The sequence below is a fragment of the Saccharopolyspora taberi genome, assembly GCF_039534165.1.
In the GTDB taxonomy this organism is placed as follows: domain Bacteria; phylum Actinomycetota; class Actinomycetes; order Mycobacteriales; family Pseudonocardiaceae; genus Saccharopolyspora_D; species Saccharopolyspora_D taberi.
In genome coordinates this window covers 102,121-121,016 of record NZ_BAAAUX010000020.1, presented here as the reverse complement: position 1 = coordinate 121,016, position 18,896 = coordinate 102,121, and the positions used below count along the sequence as shown (strand labels likewise).

The following is an 18,896-nucleotide window of genomic DNA, read 5'->3' as shown; positions in this document are numbered from 1 at the left end:
TCTGGGGGCGGCGAGCGCCCCAGAAAGCCCCACGAAACCGCAGCCGAACCGGCAAAGCCGCTTCGGTCCCGGAGACCTGCCGGGGGTCCGGGGCCGGCGAGGACCCCAGAAACCACCCGCCCAAAAGACCCGAACCGGCAAAGCCGCTTCGGCCCCCTACCCCTCGGAAGCCAACCGAGCCAACCGCCGAGCGGTAGGCCACCGAACGTGAGAAACCCACCCGAACTTCTCGAAGACCCAGATCACCCGAGCGCTGACGTCGATCTGACCGCGCTTGACGCCGTGCCGCGCGCAGGTCGGGTCGGCGTGGTGCAGGTTGTGCCAGGACTCGCCCATGCTCAGCAGCGCCAGCGGCCAGAAGTTCGCGGCCTTGTCGCGGCTGCGGAACGGGCGCTCGCCGATCAGGTGGCAGATCGAGTTCACCGACCACGTGACGTGGTGCAGGAACGCGACCCGCACCAGGCCCGCCCAGAAGAACGCGGTCAGCGCGCCCCACCAGGTCCCGGTGATCAGCCAGCCCGTCACGGCGGGAAGCAGGAGCGTGACCGCCGTCAGCGGGCCGAACAGCCGGTGCACGATCCGGATGTCGCGGTCGGCCAGCAGGTCGGGGGCGAAGCGCTGCTGGTTGGTCAGGTCGCGGTCGAAGATCCAGCCCATGTGCGCGTGCCAGAAGCCCCGGACCAGCGCGGCCGGGGAGGTGCCGAACGCCCACGGCGAGTGCGGGTCGCCCTCCCGGTCGGCGAAGGCGTGGTGGCGGCGGTGGTCGGACACCCAGTGCAGGATCGGGCCCTGCACCGCCAGGCTGCCCGCGACCGCGAGCGTGATCCGCAGCCACCGCTTGGCGCGGAACGCGCCGTGGGTGAAGTAGCGGTGGAACCCGACCGTCACGCCCAGGATCGTGACCACGTACCAGCCCGCGGCCATGGCGAGGTCCCACCAGTTCAGGCCCCAGCCCCACGCCAGCGGCACCGCCGCGACCAGGGCGAGGAACGGGACCAGGATGAACACGTAGACCGACAGGTGCGGGGCCAGCGCCCGACGGCCGGCCATCAGCGGTTTGGTTTCGGAGACAGGAGTGCCCATCGCAGCGCTGACCTCGACTCTTCGGCGGGAAGTGGTGCCGTGCTCGATCAACGAAACCGGCATTTCGTGCGGGGCACAACGAACCTGCCCTCAAGAGCGGGTGAACTCACCGAACCGGACCCCCGCCAAATGGCGGGGACGTCGGCTGGGCGAGCGTCAGAGGCGGCTGCTCACGCCGAGACGCTGAGTTCGCTGGACAGCTCCCTGGCCAGGCGCTGCATGAGCGGGATGACCTCGTCCGTGGTGATCCGGGTCATCCGGCCCTCCGGGCCGCTGATCGAGATGCCCGCGCCCGCGGGGGCGCCCGGGACGGCGACCGCGTAGCAGCGGACGCCGACCTCCTGCTCGCCGTCGTCCACGGCGTAGCCGTCCTGGCGGATGCGGGCCAGTTCGTCGTGCATCGCTCCGATCGTGGTGATGGTGCGCTCGGTCTGCGGGCGCATCCCCGCCCTGGTCAGCATCTGGGTCACCGCGTCGGCTGGCATGTTCGCCATCACCGCCTTGCCCACCGCCGTGGCGTGCGCGTCGACCCGGCGGCCGACCTCGGTGAACATCCGCATCGAGTGCTGCGAGGGCACCTGGGCGACGTAGACGATCTGCTCGCCGTCGAGGACCGCCATGTTCGACGTCTCGCCCGTCTTCTCCGTCAGCTCCGCCAGGTACGGCCTGGCCCAGGCGCCCAGGGCGCGGCTCGCCGTCTCGCCGAGGCGGATCAGCCGCGGACCGAGCGCGTAGCGGCGGGACGGCTGCTGTCTGGCGTAGCCCGCGCCGACCAGGGTCCGCATGATGCGGTGGATCGTCGGCAGCGGCAGTCCCGACGACTCGGCGAGGTCGGACAGCGCAACCTCACCCCCGGCGTCGGCCATCAGTTCCAGCAGCTCGAAGGTGCGCTCGACGGACTGCACACCTCCGCTGGCCCGGCGCGGTCCGGTCATCGCACACGTTTCCTCTCCACTCGGGCTGCCCGACGAGTCTAGTCCGCCGATGGTGCGACAGCTCATGTTGCTTCGAACGCCATGCGGAAACTAACATCCACGATGCAGAAAACATAACGGGCGTACCGCTAGACAGCGAGTCAGCGCGCCGTACAGGTGCGAGGGCGCGCTCCTAGCGGCAAGGTGAGTTTTCAAGCCACCATCTGCGAACCCGGCACTCAGAAAGAGGTGGACCTTCCATGTCCCAAACGACGGCAGCGGGCGTCCAGGTGCTCGGAGGCTCGGTCGAGCGCGGCGACGAGATCCTCACCAAGGAGGCTCTCGAGTTCGTCGCCGGTCTGCAGCGAGCCTTCGGCGCCCGCCGCGACGAGCTGCTGGAACGCCGCAAGCAGCGCCGTGCCGAGGCCGCCCGCAACGGCCGCCTCGACTTCCTGGAGGAGACCCGCGAGATCCGCGAGGGCGACTGGAAGGTCGCCGAGCCGCCCGCGGGCATCCGCGACCGCCGCGTCGAGATCACCGGGCCGACCGACCGCAAGATGGCGATCAACGCGCTGAACTCCGGCGCGCGGATCTGGCTGGCCGACCTGGAGGACGCCAACACCCCGCACTGGGACAACGTCGTCTCCGGCCAGGTCAACCTCTACGACGTCATCCGCAAGCAGATCGAGCTGAGCATCCCGGGCGGCAAGGAGTACAAGCTGCGCGACGACGTGCAGCACGCCGTGCCGCTGGTCCGCCCGCGCGGCTGGCACTTCGACGAGAAGCACGTGCTGGTCGACGGCAAGCCGGTGGTCGCCGCGCTGCTGGACTTCGGCCTCTACTTCTTCCACAACGCCAAGGAATCCATCGAGCGGGGCACCGGGCCGTTCTTCTACCTGCCCAAGATGGAAAGCCACCTCGAAGCCCGCCTGTGGAACGACGTGTTCACCAAGGCCCAGGCCGACCTCGGCGTCCCGCACGGCTCGATCCGCGCCACCGTGCTGATCGAGACCTTCCCGGCCGCGTTCGAGATGGAGGAGATCCTCTACGAGCTGCGCGACCACTCCGCGGGTCTCAACGCCGGTCGCTGGGACTACCTGTTCAGCGTCATCAAGACCTTCCGCGACTCCGACAAGTACGTGCTGCCGGACCGCAACGCCGTCACCATGACCGCGCCCTTCATGCGCGCCTACACCGAGCTGCTGGTGCGCACCTGCCACAAGCGCGGCGCGTTCGCCATCGGCGGCATGGCCGCGTTCATCCCGAACAAGCGGGACCCCGAGGCCAACGAGAAGGCCATGCAGAAGGTGCACGACGACAAGAAGCGCGAGGCCGGTGACGGCTTCGACGGCTCCTGGGTCGCCCACCCCGGCCTGGTCGAGATCTGCTTCGAGGAGTTCGACGCGGTCCTGGGCGAGAACCCGAACCAGATCTCCCGCGTCCGCGAGGACGTCGCGGTGACCGCCGACCAGCTGCTCGACGTCGCCTCGACCCCCGGCGACAAGACCGTCGAGGGCCTGCGGGCCGCGGTCGACGTCGGCGTCCGCTACATCGTGTCCTGGCTGGGCGGCAACGGCGCGGCGGCGATCCACAACCTGATGGAGGACGCCGCGACCGCCGAGATCTCCCGGTCGCAGATCTGGCAGTGGCTGCACAACGGCGTCGTGCTGGCCGGTGGCGAGAAGGTCACCAAGGACCTGGTCAGGGAGGTCCTGGCCGACACCGAGAAGCAGCTGCGCGCCGAGGAGGGCTTCCCGGTCGACGACCTCGGCCGGGCGGTCGAGCTGTTCGAGCAGGTCGCGGTGGCCGACGAGTTCGTCGACTTCCTGACGCTGCCCGCCTACGAGCAGATCGACTGAGCATGCCGGTGCGGGCACCCGCGCCGAGCCAGTGATCGTGAGCGGTGATGCCGTCCCAGGGCGGCATCACCGCTCACGGGCCTTTTGGAGATGCCCGATTCCTTGAAGATGGGAGTGCAAGTGGCCAGAACGTCGTTGGAATCCGCCGAGGTCCGGCAACGGCTCGCGCGGCTGTCCGCTGTGGACGAACACGTCGCCGCCGTCTACCCGGGAGCGCGGGACGTGCGGCAGCCGGTGCACACCTGCTACGTCCCCGCGGGCAAGGTCGACGCCGGGACGGTCCGCGGGTGGGCGGCCGACGCGCTGGAGGTCTTCGACCGGCACGCGGCGACCGCCGACGCGCTGGCCGGAATCCTCGGCCTGGACGCCGAACTCGCCGCTGCGGTGCATCCTCGGGTGCGCGCCAAGCTGCAGGACGCCCCGGTCGAGGACCTGCGCATCGACTTCGAGGACGGCTACGGACGCCCCGGGGACGAGACCGAGGACGCCGACGCCGAGCGCACCGCGGGCATCATCGCCGAATGGCTGCGCGACGGGACCGAGCCTGCGAACTTCGGCCTGCGGGTGAAGTCGTTCGACACCCCGGAGCTGCGGGCGCGCTCGGTCCGCACGCTCGACGTGTTCCTGACCGCGCTGCTGGAGCAGTGGGGCAGCCTGCCGGACGGGTTCCTGCTGACCTTCCCGAAGGTCGTCGACGTCCGCCAGGTCGAGGTGTTCGTCGAGGTGCTGGAGCTGCTGGAGCAGCAGCTGGGCCTGCGGGAGCGCGCGCTGCGCTTCGAGATCCAGGTGGAGACCACGCAGTCCATCGTGGACTCCGACGGCAGGTTCGCGCTGCCGCGCTTCATCCGGGCGGGCGCCGGCCGGGTCACCGGGCTGCACTTCGGCACCTACGACTACACGGCGGGCTGCGGCCTGACCGCCGCCCACCAGCACCTGGCGCACCGGGCCTGCGACTTCGCCCGGCACGCGATGCAGGTCTCGGCGGCGGGCACCGGGGTCTTCCTGTCCGACGGCTCGACCAACATCCTGCCCGTCGGCGACCAGCTCGAACTCGGCTGGCGCACGCACTACTCGCTGGTGCGGCGCTCGCTGGAGCACGGCTTCCACCAGAGCTGGGACCTGCACCCCGCGCAGCTGGTCACCCGCTACGCGGCGGTGTTCGCGGCCTTCCGCGAGACCGCCCCGGCCGAGGCCAAGCGGCTGTCCGACTACGTGTCGGCCAGCGGCGGTGCGGTGGCCGACGAGCCCGCGACCGCGCGAGCGCTGGCCGCGTCCTTCGTGCGCGCGCTGGACAACGGCGGCACCGACGCCGAGGAGGCGCAGCGGATGACCGGCCTGTCCGAGGCCGAGATCCGCAAGCTCGGCAGGCTGTAGGGCCTTGACGGGCGCCCGGTTCCCGGCACCGGGCTGCCTCGAAACCCCCGGCGGCGGATCCCGGCAGCCGCTACCGTCGCGACAGCTGCCGACGAACGAGGGGGTCGCAGATGACCGAGAAGGACAAGCCGCGCAAGGACGTCGTCGACCTGCTGTCCGACCTCGGCGCCAACCAGGTGCAGGGCACCCCGGTGCGCCAGGGCGACACGACGCTGGTCCCGGTGATGCACGTCCGCGAGGGCTGGGGTTTCGGCCGGGCCAAGGGGGACGACGGCGGTGGCGCCGGTCTGGACGCGCGCCCGGTCGGGGCGTGGTCGATCAACGGCAAGGGCGAGGTGAACTGGCATCCCGCCGTCAACGTCAACCGCGTCGTGCTGGGCGGGCAGCTGGCGCTCGCGGCGGCTCTGGCCGCCCTCGCCTTCGCCCTGCGGCGGCGGAGGTGAGCGCCGCCGCGTCGCGCGCACTCAGGCGGTCTTGTCCAGCCTGAACTGCCAGACGTCCAGGTAGCCGGAGCGGAACCCGGCCTCGCTGTAGGCGAGGTAGAACTCCCACATCCGGCGGAAGTTCCGGCTGAAGCCGAGGGCTTCGACGTCCGGCCAGCGCCGCAGGAAGCGGTTCCGCCAGTGCCGGAGCGTCCGGGCGTAGTCGGCGCCGAACGAGCGGCTTTCCGACATCGCCAGCCCGGTCCGCTCGCGCACGTTGTCGGTGATCGACCGGACCGACGGGATGATCCCGCCGGGGAAGATGTAGCGGTGGATCCAGGTGTAGGTGTGCTGGGTGGCCACCATCCGGTCGTGCGGCATGGTGATCGCCTGGATCGCCGCCCGGCCGCCGGGCAGCAGCAGCCGGTCCAGCGCCTGGAAGTACTCCGGCCAGTACTCGGCTCCCACCGCCTCGATCATCTCGACGCTGACCACCGCGTCGTAACCGCCCGCGGCGTCGCGGTAGTCGCGCAGCTGCACGTCGACGCGGCCGGACAGCCCCGCGTCGGCGATGCGCCGGCGCGCCATCGACGCCTGCTCCGCCGACAGCGTCAGGCTCGTGACGCGCGCGCCCCGCTCCGCGGCGCGCAGCGCCAGAGCGCCCCAGCCGGTGCCGATCTCCAGCAGCCGGGTTCCGGCTCCCACCCCGGCGAGGTCGAGGATCCGGTCGATCTTGTTGCGCTGGGCGTCCGCGAGGTCGTCGCTGCCGGGCCGGAACAGTGCCGACGAGTACGTCATCGTCTCGTCGAGGAAGGTCGCGAACACCTCGTTCGACAGGTCGTAGTGGTGGCTGATGTTGCGGCGGGCGCCTTCCGGCGTGTTGCGCTCGACGGCGGGTCGCCGCCGCTCGACCCAGCGGCGCAGGGGTTGCAGCGAGCGCGGCACCAGCCGGGTGATCCGCTCGGCGAACGGGGTCAGCAGCGCGGCCGGATCGGGGCTGGTCCACTCGCCGCTCATGTACGCCTCGCCCAGCCCCAGCTTGGCGTCCGCCCCGAGGCGGTGGAAGAACGCGGCCGGGTCGGGCACCCGCATCAGCGGTGCGTCCGGCCCGCCCGCGCCGAGCCGTTCGCCGCCCGCCAGGGCGACCCGGATCGGCAGTTCGGCGACGACGTTGCGGAACAGCGCCTCCGCGAAGCGGGCGCGCACGGGCGCGTGCGGGGGCGGCCCGACCCTGTCCCACTGCGGTGCGGTGGCAGGGCGTTCGATGCAGGTGGTCATCGGATTCCCTCCTGGTGCTGGTGCGGACGCCGGGGGACGATCGGAACTCGGCGCAGCCACACGGCGATCCCGTGCCAGCGGATCAGCGCGGCGATCCGCTGCGGCACGAACGGCCTGCGCAGCAGCATCCGCAGCAGCTCGCGCGGCGTCGCGGGACGCCGGTGGCCGGTCATGGCCGCGCTGAACAGCGGACGTTCGCCGTCGAGCAGGCGCACCAGCACCCGCAGGCGTTCCCCGGGCGGCTCGAAGCGCATCTCGTACCGGCCGTGCAGCGGGAGGAACGGCGAGACGTAGAACTGCTTGTCGGCCTCGGCACCGCCGGAGGCGTCCGGGTGGAGCAGATAGCAGTGCCGCTCGCCGTAGGTGTTGTGGACTTCGGCCAGCACGCAGGCGAGTTCGCCGTCGGGGCGGTGGCACCAGTACACGGTGAGCGGGTTGAACACGTACCCGAGCACACGGGCGTGCGCGAGCATCAGCACCCGCCCGCCGCGCAGGTCGACGCCCCTGGTCTCCAGCCAGCGGTCGACGTTCTCCCGGATCGTCCGGTGCGGCGAACCGAGGTGGTCGCGCGGGTCGAAGCGCGCGAACGGCCGCAGCCACCAGGGCAGGTGCGGGAGGTGGTCGAGGTCGACGAGCCAGGTGTAGGCGCGGTGCCGGAAGGACTTGGAAATGTCGACATGTCGCTTGTGGCCCACTACGACGTCGTAGAGCGCCGGAGCTCGCACCGTCACCACCTCGCCCCGAAGGCGGCAGCCGCCCGCGCTCCCGCCGCGCAACCGTCCTCGTGGAATCCCCAGCCGTGGTAGGCCCCGGCGAACTGGACCCGGTCGTCCCCGATCTCGCCCAGCCTGCGCTGGGCGGCGAGCGCGTCCGGGGTGTAGATCGGGTGCCGGTAGCGCATCCGCGCGAGCGTCCGGTGCTCGGGCGCGGAACCGTTGAGCGTCACCAGGTAGTTGACGGGTTCGGCCAGCCGCATCAGGCGGTTCATGTCGTAGCTGACCCGGACCCGCCCGGAATCCGAGCCGCAGGACGGTTTCAGGTAGTTCCACGAGGCCCGCGCCCCGGCAGCGCGGGGCAGCGGTGACGGATCGGTGTGCAGCACGGTCTCGTTCTCCGAGTAGTGGAACGCGCCGAGCACTTCCTGTTGCGCCGCAGTCGGTTCTGCCAGCAGCGCGAGCGCCTGATCAGCATGGCAGGCCAGCACGACCCGGTCCACCTCGTGCACGGTGTCGGCGTCATCGCGCACCTCGACCCCGCCGGAAGTCCGGCGCACCGAGCGGACCGGCGTACCCGTGTGCACTGTGGACAGTCGTGCCGCGATGCGCCGCACGTACTCCCGGGAGCCGCCGACGACCGTCCGCCACACCGGAGATCCGCGCAGCGACAGCATTCCGTGGTGCCGCAGGAACTCGAACAGGTAGCGCGCCGGGTACCGGCCGCTGGTCCGGCGGTCCGCCGACCACACGGCGGAGACGACGGGCAGCGCGAAGTGGTCGACGAAGTAGGCGGAAAACCGTCCTGCGGCGAGGAAATCCGCGAGGGTCAGGTCGTCCCGCGCGGGTCGGTCCAGCAGCCGGTTCGCCAACCGGTGGAACCGGGGCACCTGCGCGAGCATCGCCAGGTAGGCGGGACGGGCGAGGTTGCCGCGCTGCGCGAAGAGCCCGCCGAGGCGCTTGGCGCCCGCGTACTCCAGCCCGCAGCCCTGGCATCGCACGCTCATCGACATCTCGGTTTCCCGGGTGCGCACGCCGAGTTCGCCGAACAACCGCAGCAACTTCGGGTAGGTGCGGTCGTTGTGCACGATGAACCCGCTGTCCACGTTGATCAGGCGTCCGTCAGGGGTGCGCACGTCGTGGGTGTGCGCGTGGCCGCCGAGCCGGTCGTCCGCCTCGAACAGCACCACCTCGTGGTCGCGTTGCAGCAGATGTGCCGCTGTCAGGCCGGAAACACCGCCGCCGACCACGGCCACCCGCGTCATCGGCGTTCCTCCTCGGCCACCAGGTCCGCGACGAACCGGTGGACCAACCGGTCCCAGGTGCGACGGTGGCGCAGCATCGCGTGACCGGATCCGCGCACGACTTCCAGGCGCGCGCCCGCGCGGTCGGCGTAGTCGGCCGACGCGGCGGGCGAGGTGATCCGGTCGTTGTCGCCGTGGACGATGAGCACGGCCCGGCCCGCGAGCTGGTCGACCGGGTCGTCGGCTTCGGTCCACGGCGCCAGCGCGCACACCCCGGCGACCCCGTCCGCGTCGGCGACCCGCAGCGCGACCCGGCCGCCGAGGGAGTGCCCGACCACGACGATCCGGGCACCGGGATGCCTGCGAGCCGCTTCCGCCAGCGCCCACCGCGCGTCGGCCACCGGATGCAGGTCGGGCGCGTTCCAGCCGCGGAACCTGTTGCGCAGCAACCACACCTCGCTGCCGGTCCGGCGGCGGACGCCCCGGGCGATCGGGAGCATCCGCTGGTAGGCGAGGTGGTGCGTGCGGGCCGGTTCGCTGCTGGTGATCCTGCCGCCGTGCAGGACCAGGACGAGCGTCCGGGCGCCGCTTCCGGGCATGATCCGGAGCGCGGGCTCGGCCGACCCGCTCGTGGAAAAGCGCATACCCGTCCTCCGCGTCTGGCTCGGATCACGAACTGGACGAAAGCGGCACGATTGTTATCACCGTACGACGGGAAAGCCCGCCAGGGGAGAAAAAGCCGGTGTGGCCCGGACGAGATATGACACAGATCAACTTCTCCATGGGCCCCAGTGGCAGTGGATGATTCGCGCTGATATTACGATCCCCTGCTCACGAATCCGCGCGCCCCCGCACGAATGCGCAGAAGCGGCGGACGGCAGGCGGCTGGTGCTGCCCCGCGATGACGGCCGCGCCGACCGGGCGCCGGGCCCCGGGATCGTCGAGCCGGAGGTAGCGCAACCGCTGCGCACCGTCCCCGTCGCGCGGCGCGGGCACGATCGCGACCCCGAGCCCGTGGCCGACCAGCCCCCGGACGGTCGCCAGCTCGGTGCTCTCCAGCGCCAGCGTCGGCCGGAAACCGGCCTGCTGCCACAGTTCCTCGGCGACCTGGCGCAGCCCGAACTCCGGCCGCATCGCGATGAAGTCCTCGTCGGCGGCCTCGGCCAGCGAGATCCGCTCCCGGCAGGCCAGCGGGTGGTCGACGGAGGTGGCCAGGCACACCTCCTGCTGGTCGATCTCGGTCCACAGCACGTCGTCGGCGTCCGGGCGCGGGCTGGTGAGGATGACGTCCACCCGGCCGCTGCGCAGGTCCTCCAGGATGACGTCGGCCGCGCCGCCGGTCAGCACGAACCGCACGCCCGGCGCCTGGCCGCGGTAGCCGCGGAGCAGTTCGGGCACCAGCCAGGCGCCGAGCGAGTACAGGTATGACAGCGAGACCGTCCCGCGGTCCGGGTCGATCAGCGTGGCGATGCGCTCCTCCGCCGAGTTCAGCTCGCCGAGGGCGCGGTGCGCGTGCGCGCGCAGGACCTCGCCGTACCGGTTGAGGCGCAGCCCGTGCGGGGTCCGGTCGAACAGCCGGGTTCCCAGCCGGCGTTCGAGCCGGGCCATCGCACGGGACAGCGTCGGTTGCGTGATGTGCAGGCGCTCCGCGGCGGCCGTCATGTGCTCGGCGTCGGCCAGGACCACGAACCACTGCAACGCACGCAGGTTCATACCCGCATTATCGGCGTGAACCCGCAGATCATTTCGAGGTGCTGGACAGGCTCGGGTAGTCCCGGACCGGGTCCTGCGGCGTGCGCTGGAAGTAGCCGACGCCCAGCAGCGTGGCGAAGAATCCCAGCACCAGCCCCGCGATCGCCCCGGCGGAGGGGATCTGGCCTGCCACCGGCCACGCCATCAGCGCGGCGGCGGCGGGAACCAGGCAGAACACCGTGCTGGTGCGCGCGGCCCCGGCCCGTGCGACCGAGTGCAGGATGAAGCTGGTCCCCGCGATCGAGTTGACCACGACCAGCCAGAGCACCACCAGCGCGGCGGTGGACCAGTCGGTCACCGTGCCGCGTTCGAGGACCGCCAGCACGACCAGCGGCGGCACCGCCGTCGACAGCTGCACCGCGCTCGCCGCCCGCAGGTCGACCCCGGCGCAGAACCGCTGCTGGTACACCGCGCTCCCGGCCAGCCCCAGCAGGCCGATCAGCGTCAGCAAGCTGCCCGCGTCCAGGGTGCCCGCGGCGATCAGCCTGCCGGCGAGCGCGATCACGACGGCCGCGATGCCGAGGCACAGCCCGAGCACCCGGGGCCACCGGAAGCGCTCGCCGAGGAGTCCAGCCGTCAACGCCGCGGTCACGACGGGGTGGAGTCCGAAGACCAGCGCGGAGACCGCCGCCGGAACCCCCGCCGCGAGTCCGGCGTAGAGACCGGCGAAGTGCACGCACTGGCCGAGAATTCCCACCACCATGCAGTGAACGAGCAACCGCCCCTTCGGCCACCGCGCGTGCGTGGCCACAGCGATGGCCGCCAGGATGGCGGCGGCCACCGCGATGCGCACGGCGGTGAGCAGGAACGGCGAAGCCGCGGCCACCCCCAGCGAACCGACCGGATATCCGGATGCCGAGGCGAAGACCACCCCCGCCGCCAGACCGATGGGCAGGGTTCCCCCCATTTTCGCGGTCGTGGCCGGTTTCGCGGTGGTGGCCGCGGATCCGTATCGCTGCTTCACTCGTCGCCCCCAGTGCAAGATCAGTCGACCATGGCCAGCATGGCCTCGTACGGAGTGGCGCCCCCGGACGAGGACGCCTCGGTGCAGCGCTGGATCAGGTGGCGGACCACCTTGCGCACCACTTCGTGCGCCAGCGGCTTGTTGAACAGCTCGCCCGGCCACGCCTGGCGGGAGAACCACTCCAGGCGCGAGGTGAGCGCGCCGCCGAGCGTGAGGACCTGGCCGGGCAGCGCCAGGACGTCGCGCGCGGCCACGTCGCGCATCAGCGCGATCCCGGCGTCACCGGCGGGCACCGAGTGGTTGTGCGCCAGCAGCAGGAGGGTGCCCGGGCGCAGCGCGGACAGGTCGGCGTTCTCCAGCTCGTTGCCCCAGGTGTTGGCGATGAGCGCGCCGCCGCGGCCGAGGAATTCGTTGGTGAACGTGCCCTCCCGCGCGGGCAGGACCGGGTAGCCGCCGGTGGTGGTCTGCGATTCCGGGTAGACGATGTCGGCGACCGCGACGTCGCCGTAACGCGCGTTCTTCAGGTATTCGAAGAACTCGCTGCCCATCGCTCCCTCGGAACCGGCCAGCGACATCGGTCCCTTCAGATCGGGTTTGAGGGCCTCGAACGCGGCGATGACGCCGGTGGTTGAAAACGACGATTTCCCGCCGCAACCGCCGCTGGCGCGGCTGATCCCGAGTACGTGCTCGGTGTACTGGAACAGCGTGTCGGCGAGTCCGGCGAAACGTCCGAAATCGGGCGTGAGTTTGACGGATCCGTTCTTGCTGTTGAGCAGTTCACCGATACCCGCGAAGATCGGGTCGATGGTGCGGGCGAAATCCGCGTGGGTCGGATCCGAGAGGATCCGGGCGGTCCGTTCGTCGCGCGGGCGGATGACGCACCGGCCGCCCCCGATCCGGCTGGCCAGGAATCCCGGCGGCAGCTGCGGGGAGAACTCGTCGAGGACCCCGTCCTCCACGGCGGAGTTGATGAGGTGGTTCTTGAGCTGGCTCTCGTTCACTGCGAGGCGGGTGAGGATCGCGACGGTGTCCTCGTCGCTGGTGTCCCAGGAAACCGTTCGAGTGCCGCCGTAGGCGTAGTCGGTGCCGTCCTGGCCGTCCCAGGCGATCCAGGCGTCGGCCTCGTCGAGCTCGATCTTGCTCCAGTTGGCGGAATTCGATCCGGTATCAGCATTACCGCGCACGGGAAATCCTCCTAATGCGGTGCGGAATTCGGCTGAACGCGTGCGAAGCGGATGGTTCGTGACGATTCCTGAACTGTGCGTAATGCGGCGCCGCGCGTTCTGCGGCCCCGTCCGGACGTCGACCCTTGTGGCCTACTGCTGACAGCTTGCCGAGTTCCGGTGGGTTTCGTAAAATTACTTATTTGCCTATTCCTCATGTCGCGGGCGTATAAGTACAGTTCAGCCGTCGCGGCCCGGGGTGATCTGGGAAAATCCGCTACTTTCCGGCGAGCTGCGGAAGCACGAGCACCGCCCAGCTCGCGAGCGGTGCGGCGACGACCATCGCGGCGCCCCAGAGCAGGAGCGCGCGGTAGGTCGCGGCCCGTTGCGCTTCGGGAACCGTGGCGACGACCAGCGCGCCGTTGGTGGAGAAGGGACTCGCGTCGACGACGGAAGCGGACACGCACAGCGCGGCGAGCAGCAACCCGGGGTGGACGTCACCGCCGACCAGCAGCGGGACGGAAAGCGGGACGAGGGCGCCGAGGATTCCCGTGGTGGAGGCGAACGCCGAGACCACCGCCCCGATGAGGCAGACGACGAGAGCGGCCAGCACCGGGGAACCGATGGCCTCGACACCGTTGCTGAGCTCCCGGATCACGCCGATCCGCTCCAGCACGGCGACGTAGGTGACGATGCCGCACGCGAGCAGGACGATCGGCCAGGCGATCTGCTTGGCCGCGTCCTGCGCGGTCGCGGGGAAGAGCAGGGCCAGCACGACCGAGGCGGTCAGCGCCACCAGGCCCGCGTCGGCTTTCAGGAACGTGACCGCGGCGATCAGCAGGAGAATTCCGGTCAGCGTCAGCACTTGCTCCGCGGTCGGCCTGGTTCGCGGCGCCAGGGCGGGCGCGGATCCGGTGGCGCCGACGCCGTGCTTGCGGAAGACGGCCACGGTGACGAGCGCGATAAGGAAGTTGAAGCCGAGCACGGTGAACAGCAGCGAGGCCGCGTCGATCCGCGCCCCGGAGCGCTCGGCGGTCCGCAGCGCGATGCCGCCGAGAACTCCCAGCGGGGAGAAGCTGCCCGCCGCCGCGCCGTTGACCGCCATCAGCCCGGCCAGCAGCGGACTCGTCCCGTGCCGCACCGCGAACGCGATCCCGACGGGCGCGACGATGGCCACCGCGGCAGGCGAGGCGGCGCCGATCCCGGCCAGCACCGCCGAGGCGGCGAACATGATCCAGGGGACCAGCGCCCTGTTGCCCCGCACCGCGGCCACGGCCAGCCGGAGGATCCAGTCGACCGACCCGTTGTTGTGGGCGAAGCCGAACAGGTACGTGACGCCGACCAGGATGACGAGCAGGTCCACCGGGAAACCGGCGAAGATGTCCTCCGGCTGCGCCTCGCTGACGGCGGTGAGCAGGAAGGCCGCCACCAGCGCGACCGCGCCCATGTTCACCGGGCGCAGCGATCCGGCGAGGAAGATGACGAGCAGTCCGGCGAGGGCCGTGAGCAGCATGCGGTGAGCCTCCTCTTGGTGGCCCCCGACGGTTTTGGGTTTTGGGGTGGTCTTGGGGGAGCGTAGTGGGGGGTTGGCGGTTCGGCTGCGGTTTCGTGGGGCTTTCTGGGGCGCTCGCCGCCCCCAGACCCCCGGCAGGTCTCCGGGATGAGTCTCCGCTGTCCGGCTGCGGTTCGGTTGGGGTGGTTCTCATCCCGTCGACCTCCACGGAGGGCTATCAGACCGCGTCAAGGGGGCGGTTTCGTTGTTGTCTTGCGGTTTTGCTCGGTGGTGCCCCCTTGACACGGTCTGATCGGGCTTTGCCAGGTCGACGGGATGAGAACCAAACCCCTCCCTTGTGGGTGGAGACTTCCCGCCCTTGTGGGTGGGGAGTTCTTTGGCTGGGCCGTGTTGAGCGGAACCAGCGTTCCTCGCTACGTCTCGCGGAGCCAGCGCAAGATCGGCTCGGTGTGCTCGCCCAGGGCGGGGACCGGCCGCATGTCCGGAGTTCCGTCGGCGAACGTGACCGGTGGCAGCAGGGCCTGGATCTCGCCGGCCGGGGTGCGTACCGGGCGCCAGCGGTGGCGGGCGGCGAGCTGTGGGTGCTCCGCGAACTCCGCCACGGTGCGTTGGCGGGCGTACGCGATACCGGCTTCCTCCAACCGTTCCACTACTTCCTCGGATGACAGGGTCGCGAAGACCTTCGCGATCGCGGTGTCGAGTTCGGCTCGGTTCGCCACGCGTTCGGCGTTGCCCGCGAACCGCGGATCCGTTGTGAGGGCGGGGAGTTCTAGCACCACCTCGCAGAACCTGGACCACTCCCGCTCGTTCTGCAGGCCGAGGTTGATGATGCGGCCGTCGGCGGCCGGGAACGGGCCGTACGGGGCGATCGTGGCGTGGCTGGCGCCTGCTCGTTTCGGTGGAGTACCGCCGTAGACCGTGTACAGCAACGGGTATCCCATCCATTCGCCAAGTGCTTCCAGCATGGAGATCTCCAGTGCGCTGCCCTGTCCGGTCTGCTCCCTGTGCAGCAACGCGGTCAGAATCCCGGTGTAGGCGTAGGTTCCGGTCGCGGCGTCCGCGATCGACATGCCGACCTTGGACGGGGTTTCCTCGGTCCCGGTGATGGACACGAGCCCCGTCTCGCACTGGATGAGCAGGTCGTACGCCTTCCGGTCGGAATACGGTCCTCCCGCTCCGTACCCCGAGATGTCGCAGGTGATCAGTTCCGGTCGGGTCTCGCGCAGTTCCGCGCTGACGCCGAGGCGTTCCGCCGCTCCGGGTGCGAGGTTCTGCACGACTACGTCCGCGCGGGCCACCAGCTGGTGCAGGATTTCCCTTCCCGCAGGCGTCTTCACGTCGAGCTCGATGCTCTCCTTCCCGCGGTTGAGCCAGACGAAGTGGCTGGCCATCCCCCGGACCGTCGTGTCGTACGACCGCGCGAGATCACCGGTGCCGGGCCGTTCGACCTTGATCACCCGCGCGCCGAGGTCGGCCAGCTGCCGGGTCGCGAACGGGGCCGCCACCGCCTGCTCCAGCGAGACCACGACGACTCCTGCCAGGGCACCGGCCGCCACACTGACATCCGGCTCAGGATTGGGAAAATCCCTGTCACACATGACGACATGGTGTGGAGACCGGTGGCACCGAGTCCAATGACCGATCATTGCGAATCCGATGCGCATGGCGCATGATCGGGATGTGGAGCTGCGCGAGCTGGAGTGGTTCGTGGCGCTGGCCGAGACCGAGCAGGTGACCCAGACGGCCGAGCGGCTGCACATCGCCCAACCCACCTTGTCGCGGGCCATCGGCAGGCTGGAGAACCACTTCGGCGTCCACCTCTTCGACCGCTCCGGCAAGCGGTTGCGGCTCAACCGCTACGGGGAGGTCGTGCGCGCGCACGCGATCCGGGTGCTCGGCGAGGTGGAGGCGGCCCAGCAGCGGATCGCCTCCATGATCGACCCGCAGTGCGGCGTGGTGTCGCTGGCCTTCGTGACCTCCTACGGATCCTGGCTGGTCCCCCGGCTGGTGCAGGAGTACCGGCAGGGCACGCCGGGCGTGCAGTTCCTGCTGGAGGGCGGCCCGGCCGACACCGTGGTCGACCTGCTCCGCAACGAGTCGGTGGACGCCGCGTTCTGCAGCCCGCAACCGCGCGACGAGGACATCCACTGGCACCCGATCGCCAAGGAGTCGCTGCGCCTGGCCGTCCACGACCAGCACCCGCTGGCGCAGGTCAAGAAGATCGAGATGGCCGAGCTCGCGGGCGAGGTCTTCGTCGCGCTGCGCCCGGAGTTCGGGCTCCGCCAGATCGCCGACGCGCTGTGCTCCGAGGCCGGGTTCACCCCCACCGTCGCGATGGAGGCCACCGAGATCCCCACGCTGTGGGGCCTGGTCGGCGCCGGATCCGGGATCGCGGTGCTGCCCGCGACCCCGCGCGGAGCGCTCACCAAGGGCACCAAGCAGCTGGTCATCAGCGACTCCGGTGCCGTGCGGACCGCGGGGTTCGCCACGCTGCTGCGCCGCAGGCAGTCGCCGCCCGTGCACCGGTTCATCGAGTTCGTGCACAACCACCCGCTGATCCACCGCTGAGTCGCCCGGCGTAGTCCGAACGGCCCCGTTCGCGGCGCTCCCCGGGGCGGTGTCATTCCGTTCGCACATCGTTCTAATGTGGACTCGCTCTGACCGATTGCTGGAAGTCACCGGACGTGCTCGGCACACTGCGGTCATGACCAGTGAGCCCAAGCACTACACACCCGGCTGGACGGGCCGCTATTTCGAGGACTTCACCGTCGGTGAGGTGTACCGCCACCCGCTCGGCCGCACGATCACGCGGACCGACAACATCTGGACCACGCTGATCACGCAGAACTCCTCGCCGATCCACTTCGACGCGCATTACGCCGAGCAGACGGAGTTCGGCAGGCCGCTGGTCGACTCGACGTTCACGCTCGCGCTGGTCACCGGTCAGTCGGTCGTCGACCTCTCACAGCACGTGCTGGCGAACCTGGGCTGGGACAAGGTCCGGCTGCCGCACCCGGTGTTCGAGGGCGACACCATCTACTCCGAGTCCGAGGTGCTCTCGACCCGGGAGTCGCGTTCGCGGCCCGAGGTCGGGGTCGTGCGGGTGCGCACCGTCGGGTTCAACCAGCGATCCGAGATCGTCATCGTCTTCGAGCGCACGATGCTGATCTACAAGTCGGGCTGCGGGCCGGACTTCACCGGGGTCTCGCCCGTGTGGGACGAGGCGGCCCGGAAGGCCCTGCAGTCGTGAGGCGCCCACAGGGCTGGGGGTGGTGCTCCGGGCCGGAGCGAGGGCTCCGGCCCGGAGCCCGGATCAGACCCCGGCCTCGCGGAGCAGGATGTCGACCGCGGCGTCGTTGCGGGTGGTCTCCCGTCCGATGACCTCGTCATCGGGGTAGAACCCGTCGATCCCGCCGCTGGACGGGAACATCTCGAAGGTGAACGAGAAGATCTTGTGCTTGCCCCACATCCAGTCGGTGGTGCTGCCGTCGGTGATGTAGAGGTCGCTTGACTGCTGCGGGGTGTAGCCGTTGGTCTGCGCCATCTCCCGGCCGACGCGGACAAACCGGTCGTACTCCTGCTGCGTCATGCCCGTGGTCGCGCCGTCGTAGGTGTAGCCGAACGGCCACAGGACCAGCTCGGAGTAGGTGTGCCAGTCGATGTGCGCCCTGATCTGCTGCCTGCCGCCGACCACGCGGGAGTCGACCCACCTGGCCAGCGCGCCGGCCTCCGGTGCGGAGAACGGCGCGGTCCCGCGATAGGTCTCGGCGCTCGGGTTGCCGCTGGAACCGCCGCAGCAGCCCCACTTGTAGTCCCAGTTCCGGTTGGTGTCGGTGCCGGTGTTCTGCCGGTTCTTCCGCCAGCCCCGGTACTGCCCGGACTGGACGTCGTAGATGGAGCCGTCGGGGTTGGTGACGGGCACGACCCAGATCTCGCGGCTGTCGACGATCTCCTTGATGGCGGGGTCGTTGGCGTATCCGTCGGTGAAGCGGTTGACGATCCGCAGGCACATCTCGGTGGTGAGGTGTTCGCGGGCGTGCTGGTTGCAGTTGAACAGGACCTCGGGCTCGTCCTCGTCCTGCGCGACGTTGTCGCTGATCTTCAGCAGCGGGATCTCGCGGCCCTCGAACGACTTGCCGACGCTGGACTTCGCGGCGATGCCGCCGTGGTCGGCGACGGCCTTGTCGAGCTCGGCCTTCATCTCGTCGAAGTTGTGGAAGCCCTGGTCCTGCGGTGGGAAGTCGCGAACCCCGGCATCGGGACCCGCGTTGATCCGGGCCAACGCGGCGGCCACGGTCTCCTGCTGACGGGGCTTCAACCCGGCGGCGCGGAGCTTTTCCGCCTGCTCGGGGGTCGCTTCGACGGTGGCGACACCTGCCTCGTCGACGGACAGCACCAGCGCGCCGGTGCGGTTGATCTCGGTCCGGCTGCGGCTGTCGGTGTCCGGCACCGAGTAGACCTCCGGTTCCGGCTGCGGCGTCGACGTGGCCTGCGCCGCGGGGAGCAGGGCCAGGCAGGCTGCGGCGGCCACGGCCACCGCGGTACCTCGTGAACTGAACATCGGGATCTCCGATCGATCAGATGAGATGACCCGCAGAGACTTGCGCAGGTGCCGAA

At 70.4% G+C, this 18,896-nt stretch carries 17 protein-coding genes; 5 read left to right on the top strand and 12 right to left on the bottom strand.

The genetic code is table 11. The features are described 5' to 3' along the window. Positions 1 to 156: 156 nt before the first annotated feature. The gene (locus tag ABD691_RS25110) at positions 157 to 1,083 is read right to left on the bottom strand and encodes an acyl-CoA desaturase (RefSeq protein ID WP_344683725.1); all 927 of its coding nucleotides are present in this window, start codon (positions 1,081 to 1,083) and stop codon (positions 157 to 159) included. Between the two features lie 170 nt (positions 1,084 to 1,253). Further along, entirely contained in the window at positions 1,254 to 2,018 is a 765-nt protein-coding gene (locus ABD691_RS25105) for an IclR family transcriptional regulator (protein ID WP_344683724.1), read from the bottom strand. Positions 2,019 to 2,257: 239 nt separating this feature from the next. Between ABD691_RS25105 and aceB the strand changes: the two genes are divergently transcribed. The 3 genes from aceB (at position 2,258) to ABD691_RS25090 (ending at position 5,673) form a co-directional block, all read left to right on the top strand. After that, the gene (aceB, locus tag ABD691_RS25100) at positions 2,258 to 3,856 is read left to right on the top strand and encodes a malate synthase A (protein ID WP_344683722.1); all 1,599 of its coding nucleotides are present in this window, start codon (positions 2,258 to 2,260) and stop codon (positions 3,854 to 3,856) included. A 120-nt stretch (positions 3,857 to 3,976) separates the two neighbouring features. Next, positions 3,977 to 5,230 carry a DUF6986 family protein gene (locus tag ABD691_RS25095; RefSeq protein WP_344683721.1) on the top strand — a complete coding sequence of 418 codons (1,254 nt, stop codon included), beginning with the start codon at positions 3,977 to 3,979 and terminating at the stop codon, positions 5,228 to 5,230. Positions 5,231 to 5,340: 110 nt separating this feature from the next. Next, on the top strand, positions 5,341 to 5,673 hold the full coding sequence (locus tag ABD691_RS25090) for a hypothetical protein (RefSeq protein WP_344683719.1): 333 nt from the start codon (positions 5,341 to 5,343) through the stop codon (positions 5,671 to 5,673). Between the two features lie 21 nt (positions 5,674 to 5,694). Here ABD691_RS25090 and ABD691_RS25085 read toward each other — a convergent pair whose 3' ends face one another. The 9 genes from ABD691_RS25085 to ABD691_RS25045 all read right to left on the bottom strand — a co-directional run bounded on the left by ABD691_RS25085 (position 5,695) and on the right by ABD691_RS25045 (position 15,835). Continuing rightward, complete coding sequence (locus tag ABD691_RS25085) at positions 5,695 to 6,930, bottom strand: class I SAM-dependent methyltransferase (RefSeq protein ID WP_344683716.1); 1,236 nt, start codon at positions 6,928 to 6,930, stop codon at positions 5,695 to 5,697. Further along, on the bottom strand, positions 6,927 to 7,655 hold the full coding sequence (locus ABD691_RS25080; protein WP_344683714.1) for a DUF1365 domain-containing protein: 729 nt from the start codon (positions 7,653 to 7,655) through the stop codon (positions 6,927 to 6,929). The genes ABD691_RS25085 and ABD691_RS25080 overlap by 4 nt, the downstream gene beginning before the upstream one ends. 2 nt (positions 7,656 to 7,657) lie before the next feature. Then, positions 7,658 to 8,908, bottom strand: a complete 1,251-nt coding sequence (locus ABD691_RS25075; RefSeq protein WP_344683712.1) for an NAD(P)/FAD-dependent oxidoreductase — start codon at positions 8,906 to 8,908, stop codon at positions 7,658 to 7,660. Further along, complete coding sequence (locus tag ABD691_RS25070; RefSeq protein WP_344683710.1) at positions 8,905 to 9,531, bottom strand: alpha/beta hydrolase; 627 nt, start codon at positions 9,529 to 9,531, stop codon at positions 8,905 to 8,907. The genes ABD691_RS25075 and ABD691_RS25070 overlap by 4 nt, the downstream gene beginning before the upstream one ends. Before the next feature lie 187 nt (positions 9,532 to 9,718). Further along, a complete protein-coding gene (locus tag ABD691_RS25065; protein ID WP_344683708.1) occupies positions 9,719 to 10,600 on the bottom strand; it encodes a LysR family transcriptional regulator in 882 nt (293 codons plus the stop codon). A 28-nt stretch (positions 10,601 to 10,628) separates the two neighbouring features. Further along, complete coding sequence (locus ABD691_RS25060) at positions 10,629 to 11,546, bottom strand: DMT family transporter (RefSeq protein ID WP_344683707.1); 918 nt, start codon at positions 11,544 to 11,546, stop codon at positions 10,629 to 10,631. A 77-nt stretch (positions 11,547 to 11,623) separates the two neighbouring features. Then, positions 11,624 to 12,787 carry a hypothetical protein gene (locus ABD691_RS25055; protein ID WP_344683705.1) on the bottom strand — a complete coding sequence of 388 codons (1,164 nt, stop codon included), beginning with the start codon at positions 12,785 to 12,787 and terminating at the stop codon, positions 11,624 to 11,626. Between the two features lie 256 nt (positions 12,788 to 13,043). Further along, the gene (locus ABD691_RS25050; protein WP_344683703.1) at positions 13,044 to 14,279 is read right to left on the bottom strand and encodes an SLC13 family permease; all 1,236 of its coding nucleotides are present in this window, start codon (positions 14,277 to 14,279) and stop codon (positions 13,044 to 13,046) included. A gap of 413 nt (positions 14,280 to 14,692) precedes the next feature. Beyond that, positions 14,693 to 15,835 carry a CaiB/BaiF CoA transferase family protein gene (locus tag ABD691_RS25045; RefSeq protein WP_425565152.1) on the bottom strand — a complete coding sequence of 381 codons (1,143 nt, stop codon included), beginning with the start codon at positions 15,833 to 15,835 and terminating at the stop codon, positions 14,693 to 14,695. A gap of 106 nt (positions 15,836 to 15,941) precedes the next feature. On the opposite strand from ABD691_RS25045, the gene ABD691_RS25040 reads away from it, so the two are divergent. Together ABD691_RS25040 and ABD691_RS25035 are read left to right on the top strand one after the other, a co-directional pair. Continuing rightward, positions 15,942 to 16,847 carry a LysR family transcriptional regulator gene (locus ABD691_RS25040; RefSeq protein WP_344683699.1) on the top strand — a complete coding sequence of 302 codons (906 nt, stop codon included), beginning with the start codon at positions 15,942 to 15,944 and terminating at the stop codon, positions 16,845 to 16,847. Between the two features lie 136 nt (positions 16,848 to 16,983). Then, positions 16,984 to 17,529, top strand: coding sequence for a MaoC family dehydratase (locus tag ABD691_RS25035; RefSeq protein WP_344683697.1), 546 nt, complete (start codon positions 16,984 to 16,986; stop codon positions 17,527 to 17,529). Positions 17,530 to 17,592: 63 nt separating this feature from the next. Here ABD691_RS25035 and ABD691_RS25030 read toward each other — a convergent pair whose 3' ends face one another. Continuing rightward, the gene (locus tag ABD691_RS25030; protein ID WP_344683695.1) at positions 17,593 to 18,840 is read right to left on the bottom strand and encodes a M14 family metallopeptidase; all 1,248 of its coding nucleotides are present in this window, start codon (positions 18,838 to 18,840) and stop codon (positions 17,593 to 17,595) included. Positions 18,841 to 18,896: the final 56 nt, after the last annotated feature.

Bases quoted from the DNA above. Each gene is read 5' to 3' on its own strand.
- ABD691_RS25110 (WP_344683725.1), bottom strand. From the start codon at position 1,083: ATGGGCACTCCTGTCTCCGAAACCAAACCGCTGATGGCCGGCCGTCGG.
- ABD691_RS25105 (WP_344683724.1), bottom strand. From the start codon at position 2,018: ATGACCGGACCGCGCCGGGCCAGCGGAGGTGTGCAGTCCGTCGAGCGC.
- aceB (WP_344683722.1), top strand. From the start codon at position 2,258: ATGTCCCAAACGACGGCAGCGGGCGTCCAGGTGCTCGGAGGCTCGGTC.
- ABD691_RS25090 (WP_344683719.1), top strand. From the start codon at position 5,341: ATGACCGAGAAGGACAAGCCGCGCAAGGACGTCGTCGACCTGCTGTCC.
- ABD691_RS25085 (WP_344683716.1), bottom strand. From the start codon at position 6,930: ATGACCACCTGCATCGAACGCCCTGCCACCGCACCGCAGTGGGACAGG.
- ABD691_RS25075 (WP_344683712.1), bottom strand. From the start codon at position 8,908: ATGACGCGGGTGGCCGTGGTCGGCGGCGGTGTTTCCGGCCTGACAGCG.
- ABD691_RS25070 (WP_344683710.1), bottom strand. From the start codon at position 9,531: ATGCGCTTTTCCACGAGCGGGTCGGCCGAGCCCGCGCTCCGGATCATG.
- ABD691_RS25065 (WP_344683708.1), bottom strand. From the start codon at position 10,600: ATGAACCTGCGTGCGTTGCAGTGGTTCGTGGTCCTGGCCGACGCCGAG.
- ABD691_RS25060 (WP_344683707.1), bottom strand. From the start codon at position 11,546: ATGGGGGGAACCCTGCCCATCGGTCTGGCGGCGGGGGTGGTCTTCGCC.
- ABD691_RS25050 (WP_344683703.1), bottom strand. From the start codon at position 14,279: ATGCTGCTCACGGCCCTCGCCGGACTGCTCGTCATCTTCCTCGCCGGA.
- ABD691_RS25040 (WP_344683699.1), top strand. From the start codon at position 15,942: ATGGCGCATGATCGGGATGTGGAGCTGCGCGAGCTGGAGTGGTTCGTG.
- ABD691_RS25035 (WP_344683697.1), top strand. From the start codon at position 16,984: ATGACCAGTGAGCCCAAGCACTACACACCCGGCTGGACGGGCCGCTAT.
- ABD691_RS25030 (WP_344683695.1), bottom strand. From the start codon at position 18,840: ATGTTCAGTTCACGAGGTACCGCGGTGGCCGTGGCCGCCGCAGCCTGC.